Genomic DNA, 13,113 nt, shown 5'->3' with positions numbered 1-13,113 from the left:
CAGCGGGCGCCGTGGACTTTATACTCCGGCGCCCGCTTTACTTTCAGGATTCCGGACATGGCCAGCCCCCATCTCGACCACCACATCGCCCTGCTCAATCACCTGCGCACCATCCTGGTTGCCCTGGGTGAAGCCGAGCAGATCCTTGATGCCAGCCATGCCAATTTCCTCGAGCGCTACGATGAACTGCTCACCGAACTGCCGGTGGATTTCGAACGTAGCCAGTACCTGGGCCAGGATCTGATCAGTCAGATCTTTCAGCGTTACCCACAGATTGCTCATCTGGTACCACGTGACCTGCTGTGGTTCTTTGGCGGCGACTGCCTGCACTTCATGCCGGACGAGGAGATCGAGCTGTATCAGCAACTCGACGAGCGCCGCTTCTACGCCGAAGAAAACGACGAGCCGTTCGACTGGAATCAGGAAAAGCAGCTGCTGGCTATGCCGGCCCCTGGTAGCCGCCACTAAAGAAAAAGCCCGCCAGCATTGACGATGCTGGCGGGCTTTTCTTGTAGCGCCAAAACGCAGAAACGAAAACGCCGCTCATTGAGCGGCGTTTTCGTTTATATGGAGCGGGAAACGAGACTCGAACTCGCGACCCCGACCTTGGCAAGGTCGTGCTCTACCAACTGAGCTATTCCCGCATTGTATTGCATTCCACTTCTTTCGGAAGTGGCGTCCCCTAGGGGACTCGAACCCCTGTTACCGCCGTGAAAGGGCGGTGTCCTAGGCCACTAGACGAAGGGGACGTTGCCCGAAATTTCCGGCTTCCTCGCTGTGCTTTTCAGCATTACCGTGGAAGTGGCGCGCATTCTATGGAGCCTTTCAACGGCCGTCAACCTCTCATATAAAATTTTTTAAAATCAACGACTTCACCCGAATTCTGAGGGTCTCCTGGCCGCCTGGGCAGTCAGGCGCATCTGCAGAGCCAGATTCGACCTGCTTTAATACGCATGGCCAATACGCAGGCTGTGTCGCAATACGCGCAATGATGGCAGAACGCGAGTAAGATGATTCGCTATGGAACACGGCAGTTGCCACCACGCCGGCTGCTGCAATCTGCACAACGGCCCTTAAGAGGTTAAGACGATGTCCTCGCTCGTGATCACCATGGCGATAATCGGCGGTATCACGCTTTTGGTGTTACTGGCCTACGTGAACCAGCTGTCTGAAAACAACAAACGCAAGAAGGCACGGCTCAAGGCCGATCTGGCTGAACGCTACCGCCGTATCGCCGATCTCAATGAGCAGCTCGCCGGGCAGTTGATGACGCCTGAGCTCAAGCTGCTGCTATGCAAACTGCAATTGCACTTTGCCGAACGCATTCTCGAAGCCGATAAGAAAGACAGCGTGTATGTCGCCATGGCTGAAGAACTGCGCAAACTCATCGCCATGGGCGCCGATATTCCGGTACGCAATGCGCCCTTCCCGGTAACCGACGATGCACGCGCCGCCCAGGTGCGCACGCAACTTGAAGCTCTGCATGGGCAAGTCAACAAATTTGCTCAAGCCGGGCTGCTGCCGGTGGACGAAGCCAAACACTGGGTCAAAGAGATTCGCCACCAGCTGGTGCAGCTGTATATCGAGCTGTACGGTAACCAGGCCAAACAAGCGCTGCAGCAGCAGCAAAACGGCCACGCCCGACTGGCTCTGGAGCGCGGCGTGCAGTTCTTGCAGAAGCAACCGGACACCGCCCGCTACCAGGCGACCCTGCTGCAGTTTCAGAAGCAGCTGGAGCGGGTCAACGCGATGCTGGTCAGCTCCCAGGCGCCCAGCGGCGACGCTGACAGCGAGCTGACCGAGGGGCTCAAGTCGATGGAAGACGACGGCTGGAAGAAAAAAGCCTTGTACGACTGAGATACGAGCGCCTCTCAGCTCCTAACCTGCCTTGTGCTGATCAGCAGTCACTGGCAAGCAGCAGCACAGCTGCCAGCCCTTCGATGCCACGCTGATCAGCCTCACTAAAACGCCCTACCCGCGGGCTGTCCAAGTCCAGCACACCAATCAGCCGACCGTCCTTGATCAGTGGCACGACCAGCTCACTGTTCGAAGCGCTGTCACAGGCGATATGCCCGGCAAAGGCATGCACATCCTCTACCCGCTGCGTTTGCCGAGAAGCAGCGGCGGCGCCGCATACGCCACGCCCGAAGGCGATACGCACACAGGCTACCTTGCCCTGAAATGGACCGAGCACCAACTCGTCATCTTTCACCAGATAGAAGCCGGCCCAGTTCAAACCTTCCAACTCGTGATAAACGAAGGCACTGAACTGCGCGGCATTGGCGATGAAGTCCCGCTCACCAGAGAGCAACGCCTCCAGCTGGGCGGTCAGCAGCGAGTAGCCATCGAGGCCGGTGCCGGTTTGGCTCAAGTCGATCATTGCGAGGTCTCCAACAACTGCAGCCCGACCCATTGGCGGGCAAATTGATAGGCGCAGCGCCCGTTGCGGTTGCCACGCCCGGTAGCCCAACGCACCGCAAGCTTCTCTAGCTCCTCGCTCCACTGCCACTGTAGGCCCGACTGCGTCGCTTGTACCTCGACCCAGTGGCGCACCACATCCAGGTAGTGTTCCTGAGTGAAGGGGTAGAAGGACAACCACAGACCAAAGCGATCCGACAGCGCGATCTTGTCTTCAACAGCCTCGTTCGGATGCAGCTCGCCATCGACCATTTTGGTATTGGCGTTGTCGCTCTCACGCTCCGGCACCAGGTGCCGACGATTGGACGTGGCATACAGCAGCACGTTTTCCGGTGAACGCTCCAGGGAGCCATCGAGCACACTCTTGAGCACCCGATAATCGCCCTCGCCGGCTTCGAACGAAAGGTCATCGCAGAAAAGGATAAAGCGCTGTGGCAGCGTCATCAGTAGCTCGACCACACGCGGCAAATCAGCCAGGTGATCACGCTCGATCTCGATCAACCGCAAACCGGCGCCGGCATGCTCCGCCAACAGTGCCCGTACCAGTGAAGATTTACCGGTGCCCCGAGCCCCCCACAACAACGCATGGTTGGCGGGCATACCCTGCACGAACTGCCGCGTATTGCGTGCCAGTTGCTCACGTTGGGTGTCGACGCCAATCAGATCCGACAAGCTCATGTCCAGGCTTACATTAAGCGCCTGCAGATAGCCCGAGCGGCCTTCGCGTTGCCAGCGCGCTGCCAGCGTGTGTTGCCAGTCGAGCGGCTCGCGAACGGCGGGCAACAGCGGCTCAAGGCGCATCAGCACGCTGTCGGCGCGCTGGAGAAAATCAGAAAAACGGGGATCCACGTAGCAGCTCCTCAAATATTCAGTCTGTGCGCCAGATATGCCGAAAAAGCAGGCCAGATCGACTATGCTTGAGCGGCGAACGGAACGAGACAGCGCCACCATATGGAAATCCCTCTCAGACAGCGACTGTCATTCAAACAGGCAGGCCTTACCGTTCTGGTGGCGTTCATCCTCGGCGCACTGCTGAGTCTGGTGCAGATTGGCGTCGATTATGCCAGCGAAGACGCCGCCATCAACCGCGAGATTCGTGCACTGATGGAGATCAGCCACAATCCTGCCGCACGTATCGCCTACAACATCGATGCCGAACTGGCTCAGGAACTGGTCGTGGGCTTGCGCCATTCGCCGGCGATAATCGGTGCACGCATCGTCGACAGCAATGGCGAAGTACTGGCCAGCGCTGAGCAACCCTCCGTGCAGAGCCGCTATCGTGTTTTCAGCGACTTTCTATTTGGTAGCAGCCGCCACTTCGAAACGAAGCTCTCGGTCGACCACGCCCCCGATGAACAGCTGGGAATGCTGCAGCTCGATGTCGACACCTACGCCTTTGGCAGCAACTTCCTCAAACGCTCGATGCTGACCCTGGTCAGCGGCTTCACGCGCAGCCTGCTGCTGTCGGTGATTCTCCTGGTGCTGTTCTATTTCATGCTCACCAAACCGTTCAACCAAGTCATCCAGGCACTGGCAGGGCGTGACCTACGCACTCCGGACCGCACGCCGCTGCCCTGCCCACCTGGTCACGAGCGCGATGAGCTTGGCGTACTGGTAAAAGTCGCCAACCGACAATTTGCTAGCATCGCCACCGAGATCGAACAACGCCGCACCGCGGAAGATCGCCTGACTGAATACTTGGGCGAGCTGGAGGCCATCGTTTCGGCGCGCACCGTCGAGCTCAAGGCTGCCAACAGCCGCCTCAGCCGCTCCAACGAGGAGCTCGAGCAAGCCCGCCGAGACGCCCTGGCCATGGCCCAGGCTCGCTCGATCTTTCTGGCCAACATGAGCCACGAGATCCGCACGCCGCTCAACGGCCTGCTGGGCATGCTCGCCCTGTCACTGGAGGGCGCCCTGAGCAGTGAACAGCGCCAGCAACTGTCCATCGCCCACGACTCGGGCAAAGTACTGGTCGACCTACTCAACGACATTCTCGACTTGTCCAAATTCGAAGCAGGCCAGCTCGAACTGGAAAACATCGCGTTCGATCTCGGCGCACTGGTGGAAGGCACAGCCAGCCTGCTGTCGCAGAACGCCCAATCTGGCGTGGAGCTGACTTGCCTGATCGACCCACGACTGCCAACTCAGGTCCTTGGCGACCCGACTCGGGTCAGGCAGATAGTCAGTAACCTGCTTTCCAACGCCCTGAAATTCACCCGCGAGGGCCGCGTCGATATTCGTATCAAGGCTGAAGGCGGATATATACGCCTCGACGTTCGCGATACCGGCATCGGTATTGCGGCCGACGCCCAGGCACGAATCTTCCAGCCGTTCACTCAAGCCGGCGCGGACATAACCCGGCAATTCGGCGGAACCGGCCTGGGCCTGGCCCTGACCCGCCGGCTATGCGAAGCCATGCAGGGCACGCTCGAATTGCAGTCCACACCCGGAAACGGCAGCTGTTTCAGCGCCATCCTGCCACTGCCAAGCCTTGAAGCTGCGCCGCCAGCCCCACGCCTGCACGGCAGGGTGCTGGCTATCTGCGGGGCCGACACCGGCCTGGCGGAGTTGCTTCCGGCATTGATCGGCAACTGGGGCCTGAGCTACCGGCGCCTGGACAGTGCAAGCGATGTCGACGACATCGACGCCGACGTCCTCATCAGCGACTGCCCTGCGTGCATGGAAAAGCTGCGCCAGCAAACGGCTGCACCGATCATTCTGGTCACCGCCTATGGCAGCTTCCTAGACGCCGAACACGCTGCGGCACTCGCACCGCTAGAGCAGGTTGCCAGGCCGCTTAGCCGGCACCATCTGTTGCAGGCGCTCAAACATGCACTCGAGCATTCGGTGGATGAGACGTCAGACACGCAACCCGAGGCGGTCGCCCCTCGCAAGCCGGCGCGCGTGTTGCTGGTCGAGGATAATCCAGTCAACCAACTGGTCGCCAAAGGCATGCTTGGCAAGCAGGGCGTGGAGGTTTTGCTGGCGAACAATGGCCAGCAAGCATTGGAAAAGCTGCAGGAAGAGACCGTGGATCTGGTGCTGATGGACTGCAACATGCCGATCATGGATGGCTACGAAGCCAGCCGGCGCATCCGCCAGACACCGGCCTTACAGCATTTGCCAATCATCGCGCTGACCGCCAATGCGCTGTCAGAGGAACGCGAGCGTTGCCTGGCTGCCGGCATGAACGATTACCTGGCAAAGCCCTTCCGCCGCGAAGAGCTGCTCGCCCTGCTCGATCAGTGGCTGCCCGCCTGAGTAGCCACTGATTTAGGCAATCGTCTAGCCACTCATGCGCTGCAGAAGTGCATCCAGCTGCGCCCGTAGCGGCTCCAGCTGGTCACTGTCGACGCCGTGCTCACAGAGCAACTCGCGCTTGAGGCTCGGCACCCGTTCACGCAATTGACGCCCCTGATTGGTAAGACGCAAATGCATCTCCCGCTCGTCCGCTGCGCTGCGCTGGCGCTCCACCAGCCCCCCTTGCTGCAGGCGCTTGAGAAGCGGTGTCAGAGTGCCCGAGTCGAGCAGCAAACGTTCGCCCAACGCCTTGACCGTCGGCTGTGCCGGCGCCGCCTCATCCCACTCCCAGAGCACCAGCATCGCCAGGTACTGCGGGTAGGTCAGCTGCAAGCCATCGAGCATTGGCTTATAGGCGCGCACCACTTGGCGAGAGGCAGCGTACAGCTTGAAGCACAGCTGGCGATCAAGCCGCAGATCATCCATCGAGTAACGCTTCGATCGCCGCCTGCAGCGCCTGGGGCTTGGTGGTAGTCGCATAACGGCTGACGCTGCGGCCATCACCGCTGATCAGGAACTTGGTGAAGTTCCACTTGATGCGCTGCGTGCCGAGAAACCCCGGCGCCTGGCGCTTGAGCGCCACGAATAGCGGATGTGCGTCCGAGCCATTGACCTCCACCTTGCGAAACAGCGGGAAGGTCACGCCGAAATTCAGCTCGCAAAAACTGCCAATCGCCTGCTCATCACCCGGCTCCTGCTTGCCAAACTGATTGCAGGGAAAGCCCAGCACCACCAGCCCCTTGTCGCGGTACTGCTTCCACAGCGCTTCGAGCCCCTGGTACTGCGGCGTGTAGCCACACTGGCTGGCGGTATTGACCACTAGAATCGCTTTGCCGCCAAAGTCGCTCAAGCGCTTTTGCTCGCCGGTGATGGTGGTACAAGGTATGTCCAGCAACTGTTGGCTCATGGGTGGCGCTCAATGGTGAAAGGAGCCGAAAGAGTAGCCAACAATTAAATTGCACACAATTTAATCCCATAAAAATAAGGCCCGCGTATTGCGGGCCGAATGATTCGCGTGCCCGGTTAAGCCTCGTGAGGCACGTGCTTGAGCGACACCGAGTTGATGCAGTAGCGCAGACCTGTCGGCCGCGGACCATCGGGGAACACATGCCCCAGGTGGGCATCACAATTGCTGCAACGTACCTCGATACGATGCATGCCGTGGCTGAAGTCTTCCAGCTCGGTGATCACCTCGGCGTTCAGCGGCTGGAAATAGCTCGGCCAGCCGCAGCCGGAATCGAACTTGGCATCGGAATCAAACAGCGGCGTACCGCAGCATACGCACTGATAGATACCCGGCTCTTTGCTGTCGTGGTACTCACCGGTGAACGGCCGTTCGGTGCCGCCCAGGCGGCAGACGTTGAACTGCGTATCGGTCAGCTCCTCACGCCAGGTTTCCAATGGTTTTTCGAGCTTGCTCACAGGCCGTCCTCCTCGGGATAAAAAAGCCTTATCTGTATCTTTGCCCGACTCAGGCTGACACGTATGATTCGACACCTCAACCCGCCACGGCTCGCCGCCGCCTCGGCCCATTGAAGGCCGCCCTTCTTCGATTCGGGATTCTTCACCATGCAGGTCAGCAAATCCAACAAGCTCGCCAACGTCTGCTACGACATTCGCGGCCCAGTGCTCAAGCACGCCAAGCGCCTGGAAGAGGAAGGCCAGCGCATTCTCAAGCTGAACATCGGCAACCCAGCGCCATTCGGCTTCGAAGCCCCTGAAGAAATTCTTCAGGACGTGATTCGCAACCTGCCTACCGCGCAGGGCTACAGCGACTCCAAGGGCCTGTTCAGCGCGCGCAAGGCGGTGATGCAGTACTGCCAGCAGAAGCAGATCGAAGGTGTCGGCATCGAGGACATCTACCTGGGCAATGGCGTGTCCGAGCTGATCGTCATGGCCATGCAGGCGCTGCTCAACAACGGTGACGAAGTGTTGATCCCGGCGCCCGACTATCCGCTGTGGACCGCTGCCGTGGCCCTTTCCGGCGGCAAACCGGTGCATTACCTGTGCGACGAGCAGGCTGGCTGGTTCCCGGACATCGCCGATATGCGCGCCAAGATCACTCCGAATACCAAGGCGCTGGTGCTGATCAACCCGAACAACCCGACTGGCGCCGTGTATTCGCGCGAAGTGCTAATGGATATCGTCGAGCTGGCGCGTCAGCACAATCTGGTGATCTTTTCCGACGAGATCTACGACAAGATTCTTTACGACGAAGCCCAACACATCTCCACCGCCTCCCTGGCACCGGACGTGCTGTGTCTGACCTTCAACGGCCTGTCCAAGTCGTACCGCGTAGCGGGTTTCCGCTCCGGCTGGGTGATCATTTCCGGTCCCAAGCACAATGCCAAGAGCTACATCGAAGGCATCGACATCCTGGCCAACATGCGTCTATGCGCCAACGTGCCGAGCCAGCATGCGATCCAGACTGCTCTGGGCGGCTACCAGAGCATCAACGACCTGGTGCTACCTAACGGCCGCCTGCTGGAGCAGCGCAACCGCACCTGGGAGCTGCTCAACGACATTCCCGGTGTCAGCTGCGTCAAACCGATGGGCGCGCTGTATGCCTTCCCGAAGATTGATCCCAAGGTTTGTCCGATTCACAACGACGAGAAGTTCGTCCTCGACCTGCTGCTTTCCGAGAAGCTGCTGGTCGTTCAGGGCACTGCCTTCAACTGGCCGTGGCCGGATCACTTCCGGGTGGTCACCCTGCCCCGCGTCGACGACCTGGAACAAGCGATTGGCCGCATCGGCAGCTTCCTCAAGACCTATCGCCAGTAACTGACCGCCTTCGCGGATGCCCGCTCCGGCATCCGCCTCCCTTTCAGATCACAGCCAGGCTTACCCATGGACCTGCAGATAGACGACTTCTACAAAGATGCCGCCAGCGGCCTGCTAATGCTCTATCAGGTATTCCCGCGTAAAGCCTCGCTATACGTGGAAGATCTGATTGGCCGCGAAGAGCCGGATGAGTTCGGCCTACCGAGCAAGCGTCACCAAGCCTGCCTGGGCGCGCTGCTGTGGCTGGCTGACGAGGGTTATCTGCGCTACGAGTCGACCATTGGCTACGACGCCCTGGATCAAGCCGTGCTCAGTGAAAAAGGCTTTCTACGCCTGTCACGCGGCATCCCTCGCGCAGTTGCCGATGGTCAGCCACTGCCGCCTGCCGTTGACCGTGTGCAAGCAACGCTGGCGTTCCAGCTGCGCGAGGCACTCGAGCAGCAACATGGTGAACGGATTGCGCGACTAACCCGACAACTGTTCGAGCAGCGCTCGACAACGTCGACCTGACTAAACCAAGCAATCAAGTGAAGCGCTAATAGCCGCGTTTTTTCTCGGTCTCGATTGAAATAAACGGGGAAAAGCCCATCTAAGCTGTGGCACCGCTGCAGAGCAGCAGACGTCAGCCAGAGCATGCGACACAGTTTGAAATAGTGACTCGGTTGAATAGCCACAGGGCGAGCCCTTATATAGCCGCCGTATTGAGCCTGTATTTCCCGTGAGGAGTCGTTTCACACCATGATGCGCATTATGTTGTTCCTGGCTACCAACTTGGCGGTACTGGTTATCGCCAGTATCACCCTCAAACTGCTGGGGGTTGATCGCTTTACCGGCCAGAACCACGGCAGCCTGCTGATTTTCTGCGCCGTCTTCGGTTTTGCCGGCTCGCTGGTCTCGCTCTTCCTGTCCAAATGGATGGCGAAGATGAGTACCGGCACCCAGATCATCACCCAACCGCGCACCCGTCACGAACAGTGGCTGCTGCAGACCGTTGAAGAACTGTCCCGTAATGCCGGCATTAAGATGCCGGAAGTGGGCATCTTCCCGGCCTACGAGTCCAACGCCTTCGCCACCGGCTGGAACAAAAACGATGCACTGGTCGCCGTCAGCCAGGGACTGCTGGAGCGCTTCTCGCCTGACGAAGTTAAAGCCGTACTGGCCCACGAGATCGGTCACGTGGCCAATGGCGATATGGTCACCCTGGCGCTGATCCAGGGCGTGGTAAACACCTTCGTGATGTTCTTCGCACGCATTTTCGGCAACTTCGTCGACAAGGCAATCCTTAAGAACGAAGGCGGCCACGGCATCGGTTACTTCGTGGCGACCATCTTCGCTGAGCTGGTGCTCGGTATCCTGGCCAGCATCATAGTCATGTGGTTCTCGCGCAAACGCGAGTACAAGGCTGATGAAGCCGGTGCTCGACTGGCAGGCACCGGCGCCATGATCGCTGCACTGCAGCGCCTGCGCGCCGAGCAGGGCGTACCGGTGCAGATGCCTGACAGCCTGACGGCGTTCGGTATCAACGGTGGTCTGAAGAACGGCCTGGCCGGCCTGCTGATGACTCACCCCAAGCTGGAAGACCGTATCGAAGCTCTGCGCCGCCTCGGCTGATCGCAGCGCACGTAAAAAAGGCGACCCTCGGGTCGCCTTTTTCATGCCCATCATTCAGCTCAAAGTAGCTGCACGCGGTAAGCACGCTCATCCATGCGCGTCAGGCCGCGTGCCTCGAACCGCCGCTCCAGTGCACCCTGGGTTTCCAGCAGTTCACAGCTCCACACCTTCCCGGACCAACCCTGCACTTCAGCATCGCTGACGGAGAATGGTGGCCCATCCATCAACGCCTGGTCGTAGTCCAGCGTTACCAACAAACCTTTGCTGCCAGAGGGCAACACGCTATGCAGATGCCCGACGTAGCGCTCGCGCATCTCAGCTGGCAGCGCGATCAACGCCGCCCGGTCGTAGAACAATGTGCAATCCTGCAGATGCCTGGCCTCGAGCGCGAAGAAGTCGCCGCAGAGCAACTTCACACGCTCATGGCGGTAGACCTTGAAGGCGCCCTCCTCGGTTATCAACGGCCGAACGCCCTGCTCCGCGAAGAATGCCGCGACCGCCACCTCGGCCAACTCGACACCGATAACCTTGTGGCCGCGCGATGCCAGCCAGGCGATATCCAGGCTCTTGCCGCACAGCGGTATCAACACGGCACTCTCGGGGCCGCAGGCCAGCGCAGGCCAGTGGCGTTGCAGCAAGGGATTGACCTGTTTGGCGTGGAAGCCGATCTGGTTAGCCTGCCAACGCTGCAGCCAGAATGATTCACGCATGGTTACTCCTCTGAACACATCAACAAAACAGATAACAACAAGCAGACTTTAGGCGTTGTCAGCCCAACATGACTGATAGATCATCCTCCTCTCATCAGGAGAACACCATGCAGCCCAGTCTGTTCATTTCCCACGGCTCACCCATGCTCGCTCTGCAACCTGGCGCCAGCGGCGTTGCGCTCGCGCGGTTAGCAGCGAAGCTGCAACGCCCGGACGTGATCGTCGTGGTTTCCGCGCACTGGGAAAGCGAGGAGCTGCGCGTCACGAGTGCGGAGAAGCCAGAGACCTGGCATGACTTTGGTGGCTTCCCCGCCGAACTCTACCAACTGCAATACCCGGCGCCGGGCAGCCCGCAACTGGCGGAGGATATCGTAGCGCGGCTACAGGCGGCTGGCCTGCCAGCGAAAACCGACAGTCGACGTCCTTTCGATCATGGCACCTGGGTGCCACTTTCCCTGCTGTACCCGCAAGCGGATATCCCGGTGGTACAGGTGTCACTGCCAAGTCGCCACGGCCCGGCCCTGCAGTTGCAGGTAGGCAAGGCGTTAGCGGGCCTGCGTGAGCAAAACGTATTGCTGATAGGTTCAGGAAGCATCACCCACAACCTTGGTGAGCTGGACTGGCGCAGCAGCGGCGACGAAGCCGCGCCCTGGGCGTTGGAGTTTCGCGACTGGATGGTTGAAAAGCTCGCCCAGGATGACCTGCAAGCACTGCTCGATTACCGCAGCCAGGCACCGCATGCCAGGCGCAATCACCCCAGCGATGAGCATCTGCTGCCGCTGTACTTCGCGCGCGGGGCTGGCGGCGCCTTCGGTATTGAACACCAGGATTTTACCCTTGGCGCTCTGGGCATGGATATCTACAGCTTTGCCTGAAGGCAGCTGTGCTCCAGCGTACCGAGCAGTACCCGCACCTTGGTGATCGACTCCTGATACTCGGCCTGCCAGACGGAGTCGGCGACTATACCGCCGCCGCCCCAGCAGCTGATTGTTCCGTCCTTGGCAAGCAGGCTGCGGATGGCGATGGAGCTGTCCATCTCGCCGCGCACGTCCAGGTACAGCAGCGAGCCGCAGTACAGGCCGCGTCGCGTAGGCTCAAGTTCGTCGATGATCTGCATAGCGCGGATCTTAGGCGCGCCGGTGATCGAGCCACCAGGAAAGGCGCCCAGCAGCAGATCCAAGGCGTCCTTGCCCGCCGCCAGCTCACCGGTCACCGCACTGACCAGATGATGAACGTTGGGGTAGCTTTCCAAAGCGAACAGCTCTGGCACGCGCACCGAGCCGGTGCGGCAAGTGCGCCCCAGGTCGTTGCGCAGCAGATCGACGATCATCAGGTTCTCTGCGCGATCCTTGGTGCTGGCGAGCAGAACCTGAGCGTTGTGCGCATCCTCCCTCTCGTCACGGCCACGCGGTTGAGTCCCCTTGATCGGCCGTGTTTCCACTTGGCCCTGGCTGACCCGAATGAATCGCTCAGGTGACAGGCTCAGCACCGCACCACCGCCGGGCAATGTCAGGTAACCAGAGAATGGCGTTGGGCAGGCAGCACGCAGCGCCACATAGGCCTGCCAGGGATCGCCTTGGTAACGCGCCTGGAAGCGCTGCGCGTAATTGACCTGATAGCAGTCGCCAGCGCCGATGTAGGCCTGTATGCGAGCAATCGCCGCCTTGTACTGATCTTTCTCGATATCGCCGTGAAAGCGCTCCAGCAGAGCAAAGGGCAACGGCTGCGAAGCCTCTGCCGGCGGGCACTTGAACAACGCCAGCAAACGCGCCTGCTCGCCACCAGGCAAGGATGGGTGAAACACCAGCTGGCTGGTCTGCGCCTGGTGGTCGCTGATTAGCGCCCAGGCATATAGGCCAAAAACCGCATCACCCAGCCCAAGATCGTCACGAGCCTGCTCAGGCAGCGCCTCAATACGGCGTCCGAAATCGTACGCCAGGTAGCCAAGCAGGCCACCAGCAAACGGCAGATCGTTGCCCGCAGGCAATTCGGCTCGTCCCAATGAGGCCAGCTGATCGCGCAAACGCCCGAAGAATGCCGCGCCTGCCTCCTCGGGCAGCGGCGCCAACTCAACCAGGGGCCAGGCGCTGAGCAGGTCATAACGCCCCCGCGATGCCGCCGGCCGCCCCGCATCGAGCAACACCGCGCCCGGCGCCTGGCGCACGGACTGAAAATAAACGGCGGGGTCGGCCTGATACGGCAGCGGATGGACAAGACAGGTAGGCATTCAACACATCACACAAACGAGGACGGCCGATTGTAGAGCCGCCGGCGAGTTCGTCCTAGGGGCGGT

General features: G+C 60.2%; 14 protein-coding genes and 2 tRNA genes. 7 read left to right on the top strand and 9 right to left on the bottom strand.

What is annotated here, in order from left to right:
• Window positions 1–57 precede the first annotated feature (57 nt).
• Window positions 58–468 carry a PA2817 family protein gene (locus tag BUC40_RS09750; protein WP_073265061.1) on the top strand — a complete coding sequence of 137 codons (411 nt, stop codon included), beginning with the start codon at window positions 58–60 and terminating at the stop codon, window positions 466–468.
• 100 nt (window positions 469–568) lie between these two features.
• Here BUC40_RS09750 and BUC40_RS09745 read toward each other — a convergent pair.
• Together BUC40_RS09745 and BUC40_RS09740 are read right to left on the bottom strand one after the other, a co-directional pair.
• Window positions 569–644: transfer RNA gene (locus BUC40_RS09745), tRNA-Gly, on the bottom strand.
• Between the two features lie 29 nt (window positions 645–673).
• Window positions 674–749, bottom strand: a tRNA-Glu gene (locus BUC40_RS09740).
• Between the two features lie 340 nt (window positions 750–1,089).
• On the opposite strand from BUC40_RS09740, the gene BUC40_RS09735 reads away from it, so the two are divergent.
• Complete coding sequence (locus BUC40_RS09735) at window positions 1,090–1,857, top strand: hypothetical protein (RefSeq protein ID WP_073265059.1); 768 nt, start codon at window positions 1,090–1,092, stop codon at window positions 1,855–1,857.
• Window positions 1,858–1,897: 40 nt separating this feature from the next.
• Here the strand turns inward: BUC40_RS09735 and BUC40_RS09730 are convergent, their stop codons facing one another.
• A complete protein-coding gene (locus BUC40_RS09730) occupies window positions 1,898–2,380 on the bottom strand; it encodes a GAF domain-containing protein (RefSeq protein WP_073265057.1) in 483 nt (160 codons plus the stop codon).
• The gene (locus tag BUC40_RS09725; protein ID WP_073265054.1) at window positions 2,377–3,267 is read right to left on the bottom strand and encodes an ATP-binding protein; all 891 of its coding nucleotides are present in this window, start codon (window positions 3,265–3,267) and stop codon (window positions 2,377–2,379) included. Before BUC40_RS09725 ends, BUC40_RS09730 begins: the two co-directional genes overlap by 4 nt.
• A gap of 102 nt (window positions 3,268–3,369) precedes the next feature.
• Here BUC40_RS09725 and BUC40_RS09720 point away from each other — a divergent pair, with 102 nt between their 5' ends.
• Entirely contained in the window at window positions 3,370–5,679 is a 2,310-nt protein-coding gene (locus tag BUC40_RS09720) for a hybrid sensor histidine kinase/response regulator (RefSeq protein WP_073265052.1), read from the top strand.
• Between the two features lie 24 nt (window positions 5,680–5,703).
• On the opposite strand, the gene BUC40_RS09715 is transcribed toward BUC40_RS09720, so the two are convergent.
• From BUC40_RS09715 to msrB, 3 genes are all read right to left on the bottom strand, one after another.
• Complete coding sequence (locus BUC40_RS09715; RefSeq protein ID WP_073265050.1) at window positions 5,704–6,144, bottom strand: MarR family winged helix-turn-helix transcriptional regulator; 441 nt, start codon at window positions 6,142–6,144, stop codon at window positions 5,704–5,706.
• Window positions 6,137–6,625: a glutathione peroxidase gene (locus BUC40_RS09710; protein ID WP_073265048.1), complete on the bottom strand. Its 489-nt coding sequence runs from the start codon at window positions 6,623–6,625 to the stop codon at window positions 6,137–6,139. The genes BUC40_RS09715 and BUC40_RS09710 overlap by 8 nt, the downstream gene beginning before the upstream one ends.
• A gap of 116 nt (window positions 6,626–6,741) precedes the next feature.
• Entirely contained in the window at window positions 6,742–7,140 is a 399-nt protein-coding gene (gene msrB / locus BUC40_RS09705; RefSeq protein ID WP_073265046.1) for a peptide-methionine (R)-S-oxide reductase MsrB, read from the bottom strand.
• 147 nt (window positions 7,141–7,287) lie between these two features.
• Here msrB and BUC40_RS09700 point away from each other — a divergent pair, with 147 nt between their 5' ends.
• From BUC40_RS09700 to htpX, 3 genes are all read left to right on the top strand, one after another.
• A complete protein-coding gene (locus BUC40_RS09700) occupies window positions 7,288–8,499 on the top strand; it encodes a pyridoxal phosphate-dependent aminotransferase (protein ID WP_073265044.1) in 1,212 nt (403 codons plus the stop codon).
• Window positions 8,500–8,565: 66 nt separating this feature from the next.
• Window positions 8,566–9,009, top strand: coding sequence for a hypothetical protein (locus BUC40_RS09695; RefSeq protein ID WP_073265042.1), 444 nt, complete (start codon window positions 8,566–8,568; stop codon window positions 9,007–9,009).
• 228 nt (window positions 9,010–9,237) lie between these two features.
• Window positions 9,238–10,110: a protease HtpX gene (htpX, locus tag BUC40_RS09690; protein WP_073265040.1), complete on the top strand. Its 873-nt coding sequence runs from the start codon at window positions 9,238–9,240 to the stop codon at window positions 10,108–10,110.
• A 59-nt stretch (window positions 10,111–10,169) separates the two neighbouring features.
• On the opposite strand, the gene BUC40_RS09685 is transcribed toward htpX, so the two are convergent.
• Complete coding sequence (locus BUC40_RS09685; protein ID WP_073265038.1) at window positions 10,170–10,820, bottom strand: thiopurine S-methyltransferase; 651 nt, start codon at window positions 10,818–10,820, stop codon at window positions 10,170–10,172.
• Window positions 10,821–10,927: 107 nt separating this feature from the next.
• Between BUC40_RS09685 and BUC40_RS09680 the strand changes: the two genes are divergently transcribed.
• Window positions 10,928–11,695, top strand: a complete 768-nt coding sequence (locus tag BUC40_RS09680; protein ID WP_073265036.1) for a DODA-type extradiol aromatic ring-opening family dioxygenase — start codon at window positions 10,928–10,930, stop codon at window positions 11,693–11,695.
• On the opposite strand, the gene pabB is transcribed toward BUC40_RS09680, so the two are convergent.
• A complete protein-coding gene (gene pabB, locus BUC40_RS09675; protein ID WP_073265034.1) occupies window positions 11,680–13,047 on the bottom strand; it encodes an aminodeoxychorismate synthase component I in 1,368 nt (455 codons plus the stop codon). The genes BUC40_RS09680 and pabB overlap by 16 nt on opposite strands.
• Window positions 13,048–13,113: the final 66 nt, after the last annotated feature.

Origin of the sequence: Phytopseudomonas punonensis (genome assembly GCF_900142655.1) — a bacterium.
Taxonomy (GTDB): Bacteria; Pseudomonadota; Gammaproteobacteria; order Pseudomonadales; family Pseudomonadaceae; genus Aquipseudomonas; species Aquipseudomonas punonensis.
Note: the sequence above shows the minus strand (reverse complement) of the source record. Positions and strands in the feature narration are given on the sequence as shown.

Bases quoted from the DNA above. Each gene is read 5' to 3' on its own strand.
- BUC40_RS09750 (WP_073265061.1), top strand. From the start codon at position 58: ATGGCCAGCCCCCATCTCGACCACCACATCGCCCTGCTCAATCACCTG.
- BUC40_RS09735 (WP_073265059.1), top strand. From the start codon at position 1,090: ATGTCCTCGCTCGTGATCACCATGGCGATAATCGGCGGTATCACGCTT.
- BUC40_RS09730 (WP_073265057.1), bottom strand. From the start codon at position 2,380: ATGATCGACTTGAGCCAAACCGGCACCGGCCTCGATGGCTACTCGCTG.
- BUC40_RS09720 (WP_073265052.1), top strand. From the start codon at position 3,370: ATGGAAATCCCTCTCAGACAGCGACTGTCATTCAAACAGGCAGGCCTT.
- BUC40_RS09715 (WP_073265050.1), bottom strand. From the start codon at position 6,144: ATGGATGATCTGCGGCTTGATCGCCAGCTGTGCTTCAAGCTGTACGCT.
- BUC40_RS09710 (WP_073265048.1), bottom strand. From the start codon at position 6,625: ATGAGCCAACAGTTGCTGGACATACCTTGTACCACCATCACCGGCGAG.
- BUC40_RS09700 (WP_073265044.1), top strand. From the start codon at position 7,288: ATGCAGGTCAGCAAATCCAACAAGCTCGCCAACGTCTGCTACGACATT.
- BUC40_RS09695 (WP_073265042.1), top strand. From the start codon at position 8,566: ATGGACCTGCAGATAGACGACTTCTACAAAGATGCCGCCAGCGGCCTG.
- htpX (WP_073265040.1), top strand. From the start codon at position 9,238: ATGATGCGCATTATGTTGTTCCTGGCTACCAACTTGGCGGTACTGGTT.
- BUC40_RS09685 (WP_073265038.1), bottom strand. From the start codon at position 10,820: ATGCGTGAATCATTCTGGCTGCAGCGTTGGCAGGCTAACCAGATCGGC.
- BUC40_RS09680 (WP_073265036.1), top strand. From the start codon at position 10,928: ATGCAGCCCAGTCTGTTCATTTCCCACGGCTCACCCATGCTCGCTCTG.
- pabB (WP_073265034.1), bottom strand. From the start codon at position 13,047: ATGCCTACCTGTCTTGTCCATCCGCTGCCGTATCAGGCCGACCCCGCC.